This is a genomic window from Crocosphaera sp. Alani8, assembly GCF_038442745.1.
In the GTDB taxonomy this organism is placed as follows: domain Bacteria; phylum Cyanobacteriota; class Cyanobacteriia; order Cyanobacteriales; family Microcystaceae; genus Crocosphaera.
In genome coordinates this window covers 1-5043 of sequence record NZ_JARVCN010000237.1, presented here as the reverse complement: position 1 = coordinate 5043, position 5043 = coordinate 1, and the positions used below count along the sequence as shown (strand labels likewise).

General features: G+C 37.5%; 4 protein-coding genes and 1 other RNA gene. 2 read left to right on the top strand and 3 right to left on the bottom strand.

Annotation, left to right across the window (positions count from 1 at the left end; all coding sequences use genetic code 11):
* Window positions 1-398: 398 nt before the first annotated feature.
* The gene (locus P9B04_RS14075) at window positions 399-1103 is read right to left on the bottom strand and encodes an NAD(P)H-dependent oxidoreductase (RefSeq protein WP_342055619.1); all 705 of its coding nucleotides are present in this window, start codon (window positions 1101-1103) and stop codon (window positions 399-401) included.
* A gap of 150 nt (window positions 1104-1253) precedes the next feature.
* Between P9B04_RS14075 and ffs the strand changes: the two genes are divergently transcribed.
* Together ffs and P9B04_RS14065 are read left to right on the top strand one after the other, a co-directional pair.
* An RNA gene (gene ffs / locus P9B04_RS14070) (signal recognition particle sRNA small type) lies at window positions 1254-1350 on the top strand.
* A gap of 157 nt (window positions 1351-1507) precedes the next feature.
* On the top strand, window positions 1508-2986 hold the full coding sequence (locus tag P9B04_RS14065; protein WP_342055618.1) for a phytoene desaturase: 1479 nt from the start codon (window positions 1508-1510) through the stop codon (window positions 2984-2986).
* Window positions 2987-3060: 74 nt separating this feature from the next.
* Here the strand turns inward: P9B04_RS14065 and P9B04_RS14060 are convergent, their stop codons facing one another.
* Together P9B04_RS14060 and P9B04_RS14055 are read right to left on the bottom strand one after the other, a co-directional pair.
* Window positions 3061-4008 (bottom strand): ParB/RepB/Spo0J family partition protein, encoded by a 948-nt coding sequence (locus P9B04_RS14060; RefSeq protein ID WP_342055617.1) that lies wholly within the window; start codon window positions 4006-4008, stop codon window positions 3061-3063.
* Window positions 4001-4804: a ParA family protein gene (locus P9B04_RS14055; protein ID WP_342055616.1), complete on the bottom strand. Its 804-nt coding sequence runs from the start codon at window positions 4802-4804 to the stop codon at window positions 4001-4003. The genes P9B04_RS14060 and P9B04_RS14055 overlap by 8 nt, the downstream gene beginning before the upstream one ends.
* Between the last annotated feature and the right edge of the window lie 239 nt (window positions 4805-5043).

The following is a 5043-nucleotide window of genomic DNA, read 5'->3' as shown; positions in this document are numbered from 1 at the left end:
TTTAGTCCAAGGGATTACCCCCCCTATGGGAAAAGCTTTCTCGGAAATCACCTAAATGGCATCCCGACAATAATAAATCCGTTGAAGCTATTGGACGTATCCAATTAATCACCCAAATTTACCAGGAATTAAAGTCACAATGGTTTACAAAATACAGCCCTCTGATTCCCTTGGACAAAATTGGCATAGATAATCTTCAACTTGCTATGTCTCAGCAATTCCCTTGGTCTTCTCAGTCTTTCTGGGAGTAGTTAAACCAGTCACCAGTCAAGCCGGCATATAGTTAGGCATTTAAACTCACAACGGGACCCATACCCCTAATTACATTAAATGAGCGATGTGAGTTGGACAGGCATCGCCAGCTTGGACACACTCTTTTTCCTCACGGGGTAGCTGAGCTATTGTTTTAACTCAAAGGTTTTGGGGTCATACTCAGCCAAAGAAGGATACTTTAAAGAAGAAGTCGTTTCCAATGAGCCTAAACGATGACGATATTGCTCCAAGTAAGCTAATCGCTCTTCTTGTGAGGCACGGGACACTGCCCAAGCAATAAATGGGGGTAAAACTTCAAAACCCACAAAATGCAGAATACCATGATGAATAGGAAACAAAATTTGCTCCACGTCTCCATTGATTCCTGTCTGAGTGTACATCGTAGGGGGTCCGCCTGTCGTCAAGGACACCATGGCACGACGGCCTTTTAAGACTCCGTTATCGTACCATTTGCCTCCACCATACAATATCCCCATGGCCAACACTCGATCTACCCACCCCTTGAGAATGGCAGGTAATCCAAACCACCAGAGAGGAAACTGCATGATCAAAACATCACACCAAAAAAGTTTTTCTATTTCTTTTTGTACATCCTCAGCAAAACCCTGATGTTCACTGGCATACATTTCTTCAGCTTGTTGTTTTAAATAATCAGGGTCTTTTTGGGTCGTAAAATTACGTCGATCTGAAACCGGATTAAAATTCATCTGATACAAATCCGACAGTTCCACTTGATGCCCCTGTTCTTTTAGAAACTGCTGAGCAACATGGGTTAAAGCTCCATTAAAACTTTTGGGTTCGTGGTGAGCGTGAACAATAAAAATTTTCATGAGTCATAAATAATTCCACTCAATTTATAGGGTATCATCTTACATCGAACTCAGGTCCAAATGGAAGGTAAAGTTGGACAACCTGTCCAAAATCTTCTTCAAATCACACATATAATAAGGAAAAAGGAAATTTATGTTACCATCAAAGGTGACTCGGACTTATGCAATGACAACCCCCAAACCTTGTCAGGACTGGAAAGCAGCAGCAATAAGGAATGCTTGTGATCGGCGTAAACTCCGAGTCCTTACTACATTCGATACATACGAAGGAGATGGCCGATTAATTTCTTCAAGGGGATAGCAGAGGAATTATTAACTGTTGTGTTGAAAAGTAATGGGTTTTCCGAAAGTCCCAAACCAGGAATCATGTAGGATGTTGATTATGCCTTAAAAAGATTAACGATATGAAAATCATTGTTATTGGGAGTGGTTTCGGAGGACTATCGGTAGCTATTCGATTAGCAGCAACATCTCATCAGGTTACTCTGATTGAAAAACGAGATCAACCTGGAGGCAGAGCTTATGTTTATCAACAAGATGGGTTTACTTTTGATGGAGGTCCGACGATTATTACGGTTCCCTACCTCATTGATGAATTGTTTAGTTTAGCCGGAAAAGATAGGAAAGATTATCTAAATTTAGTTCCCCTTGATCCTTTTTATAATGTGCGGTTTCCGAATGGGGAAGTGTTTCACTATAACAATGATGCTGATGGCTTAATCGAGCAAATTCGTGAGTTTAATCCTGATGATGTGAAGGGTTATTATAAGTTAAAAGAAGCTTCAGACAAGATATTTAAGGCTGGTTTACCTTTAATGGCACAACCCTTCCATCAGTTTTGGGATATGGTCAAGGTGGCTCCCGATTTAATCCGATTGCAAACTTACAAATCCGTCGCTGGTTTTGTCAATCAATATTTGAAGGATGAAAAACTACGACAGGTGTTTAGCTTTCACCCTTTATTGATTGGGGGAAATCCTTTTGAGACTACTTCGATTTATGCCATGATCCATAAGCTCGAACAAGAATTCGGCATTTGGTTTCCTCTGGGGGGAACAGGGGCTTTAGTGAAGGCTTTCGTTAAACTATTTCAAAATAATGACGGTAAATTATTACTCAATCGAGAAGTTAAACAAATTGCCATTGACTCATCAACTAGACGAGCAAAAGGGGTTTATTTAGACCATTCAGAATTTTTAGACGCTGATATTGTTGTCAGTAATGCCGATGTAGCCTTTACTTATTTGAATTTAATTCCTGCTCAATATCGAAAAAAATGGAGCGATCGCTCCCTCAAAAAGTTACGCTATTCAATGTCCTTATTTGTTTTCTATTTCGGAACTGATATTCAGTATCCCCAGATGGCACATCATGAGGTTTTATTAGGCCAACGTTATCGCCCTTGGATTGAAGATATTTTTAAGCAAAAAATTCTGCCAGATGATTTCTGTCTTTATCTTCACCATCCAACGATTACCGATCCAACTCTAGCTCCTGTTGGGTGTGATAGTTGGTACGTTTTAGCTCCTGTGCCTAATTTACAAGGTCAGATTAATTGGAAACGCAAAGCGCAAGAATATCGCAATCGCATTGTGGACTATTTAGAAAAGCATTATCTTCCCAATTTATCTCAACACATTGTCACAGAACATTATATCGATCCACCGCACTTTCAAAATACGTTAAACAGTTATAATGGTTCGGCTTTTTCCGTTGAACCCACTTTAACTCAATCCGCTTGGTTTCGTCCCCATAATCAGAGTGAGGATATTGAGAATTTATATTTTGTGGGGGCAGGGACTCATCCTGGAGCCGGATTACCTGGGGTTCTCAATTCAGGTAAAATTGTCGCTCATCTGATTGAAGAGAAGGAGCATCACTAAAATTGAAGAATATATTGAAAGTTCAGTTTAAAGTAACTAATGCTTTACGAGGAGTCCCATGTGGGACTCTTTTTTTAGTCTTCTTCTAATAGAGCTTCTAATTTTTTTAGAAGGTTTTCTGCTTTACGCCACTTCTTCGTATCTTTCCAGACTTGAGACTTTTTTAATCGTTTTGTCACATCTGAAATCCTTTTTTGAGGAGTATCTATAGAAGCATCTGTCGAAGTTAAGTTCAATTGATTAATACGTTCTCGTATTTGGGATAAAGACCAATTTAGAGTGATAGATTCCTCTAACAAACTTTTTCGAGTGCTTTCATCTTCAATTTTAGCGATCATCTTAGCTTTAGTGTAAGCAATTTTTCCGGCTCTCAACGTTTCTAAAATATCATTGGGAAGCTTAAGTAAAGGCAAACGATTTTTTAGGAAAGATTGCCAAGTTAATCCTAAAAACTCGAAAATTTCGTTAATTTCTTGTTTGCCCATAACGTTATGGGCAGATTGGAATTCTTCATTTTTCGATTTCAAATTCCCTCGTTGAGAATGATCAAGACGGTTTAAATATGAGATAACTCCTTTTACATCTGTTTGAAGCTTAACAGAAAGTAAAGACAAAATACCTTCAGTTTCTTCAACAGGATTTAAGTCTTCTCGTTGCAAATTCTCGGTTAAAGAAATTAATTGAGCTTCTTGTTCAGTAAGTTGCTTGACAAATACAGGAACCCTTAATAGTCCAATAGTTTTAGCTGCTCGATAACGCCTCTCGCCAGCCACTAATTCATATCTATCTTCAACTTTTCTAACTAATAGAGGTTGTAAAATGCCTTCTTTTTTTATTGATGAAATCAAATTACCCATTCCTATTTCATCAAAATATCGGCGAGGTTGTTGAGGAGGTAAAATAATCTGCTCAAGAGAAACTTCTATGAAGTTAGTATCAGAAGAGGTTGTCAAAGGAGAAAGCTCATCATCCTTAAAAAGAACAACATTTCTTAAATTTCTTTTTGGAGGAATATTAGACATAAGCAACAGGATGTGTTAGTGATTCAATTTGAGTAGTATATTCGTCAAATAAACTTTTAATAGCTTTATTACTTTTTGGAGTAAGAGCAAAAGGCTTACCATATTCTGTTGCTTCAGCTATTGCTGTTGTTCTAGGAAGCGGGGAAAAAATGGGAGCGATTACACTGAGTTGTTCGTAGAGAAGTTCAAGAACCCTCTGCTCTGTTTTATTAATTTTTGAAAATTGAGTAGGAATAAAACCTAAAATTTCAAGTTCAGGATTAATTTGCTTTTGAGTTTTATGAACAGTAGACAGCAAACTATCTGTTCCTACAGTTGCCTTAAATTGAGTTTGAATAGGAACAAGAACGTAGCTAGAAGCCACTAAACCAATTAAAGACAACATTCCTAAACTGGGAGGACAATCTAGCAAAATATAGTCATAGTTATCAAATGATGGTTGTAAAACATTTTTTAAACGGTATTCTCTTAACGAGGCAAAAATTAATTGCTGTTCAGCATTTGCTAGTAACAAGTTAGCTGGAACTAAGTCAAGATTTTTATACTGGTTGTAAATTGATAGAGAAATGACACTTTGCCTAATAGATTCATCAAAAACAAGAGAATCATAAATTGTTCTTGGTAAATCAGATGGTTCTAATCCCATGAAACTTGTTAAAGATGCTTGTGGATCTAAATCCACTAATAAAACTCGATACTCTTTTTGACTTAGATGATAACCTAAGTTCTGCGTAAGAGTAGTTTTGCCTACCCCACCAGCTTGGTTAAATAGAGAAATGATTATAGGTTTTTTCATGAAATGCTCCTTAAGGCCAATCAACAATTAGCTTTATTTAATAGATTGTTAGAAAATTCAACAGTTCCCAAAAGAAAACTTTTTAATATAATCTCACAGTACAACCAAAAAAAATTACTAGATTGACAGAAGGAGACTTAATCGTTCAACCAATCTCGTATATCGTTGCCGACGATGACCTTGATTAACAGCGATCGCAATCGTCTTAGAGTCCCCAAGGATGATAGCTAGTTTCTTAG